Source organism: Marinimicrobium locisalis (genome assembly GCF_039822625.1).
Taxonomy (GTDB): domain Bacteria; phylum Pseudomonadota; class Gammaproteobacteria; order Pseudomonadales; family Cellvibrionaceae; genus Marinimicrobium; species Marinimicrobium locisalis.
On record NZ_JBDLLG010000074.1, the window covers coordinates 1 to 1091 of the forward strand.

At 45.6% G+C, this 1091-nt stretch carries 1 protein-coding gene; it reads left to right on the plus strand.

Annotation, left to right across the window (positions count from 1 at the left end; translation table 11 throughout):
- The first annotated feature begins 202 nt into the window (after positions 1 to 202).
- Positions 203 to 820: a hypothetical protein gene (locus AAE514_RS18445; RefSeq protein ID WP_347333032.1), complete on the plus strand. Its 618-nt coding sequence runs from the start codon at positions 203 to 205 to the stop codon at positions 818 to 820.
- The last annotated feature ends 271 nt before the right edge of the window (positions 821 to 1091 follow it).

The following is a 1091-nucleotide window of genomic DNA, read 5'->3' on the forward strand; positions in this document are numbered from 1 at the left end:
GCATGAGATAATTCCTCTAGTTGTCGTGCTCGGTATAAGCACGTAGGGGAATTATCTCAGCTCTCGAATTCTAACTTTGCCGCGGAGCGGCTTCGTTCAACAATCGGCTGTTATCGCCCCTTCGGGGCTGGGACGGCCTTTCCGCCGCTTCGCGGCTACAAGTCCGCCCTAAAGCCGGGCGTTATGTTTCAGGAGCAGTTATTTGAGTATTTGCTTGACTCTTACAGATATTAATTGGTCCCTAACGAGGGATGTCGTAGCCATAATTGGGACTTTTGGCGCCTTAGTCATTGCTGCCTTGGGCTTGAGCACCTGGAATCGCCAGTTGCGAGGGGCTTCTGAGTACGACACCGCAAAACGAGCAATACTACTAACGTATAAAGTTCAGCAGGAAATTCAGAATGTAAGAAGCCCCATGATGTTCTTAAACAAGGATGAAGTAGAAGCAGGGCGGCGGTTAGAGGAAGAGCAGCGAATTTATGATGAGCGTATGAGAGCTCTTTATGAGAAGTGGACTGATCTTCAAGCTGTCCGATTGGAAGCTAAAGTCATATGGGGTGAACGAGCGTCTGACTGCTTCGATCAACTCCAAAAAGTTATAGGCAATTTGAGGTCTGCAATTTGGATGCACTTTTGGTTAAAAGGTGCCTATGCGGGACCAGGCGCTGAAGTTGATACGACGCCTGCAAGACGTATAGAGAACAACAAGATTGTATACTACGAATCGGAAACAGACGAATTCTCTATCAAAGTTACTTCCGCTGTAGAAAATGTTGAGAAATTCTTTAAGAGAAAAACTAAAATTGGAAAAGAAACATAACCATACGCACCACTACGCCGCCGCAAGCGTCGGCGGGACGCTCGTAAACTCGCGCCCGTGTGCTTAGGCGTTAAACAAAATTAGCTGTGAGGAAACATGTCACAAATAGGAATGCTCTTGGACGCGCTTCAACAGCTTTTAGATGAGCTGGATAAAACCACTTCAGCATCGGAATCATATAAGGTTTATGCTGCTATCAAGGCAATTGGTAACTATTCAGCTCAATTTTTGAAAAAACACTTGACAGGGTTTTTCCGAGAAATTCTGAAAT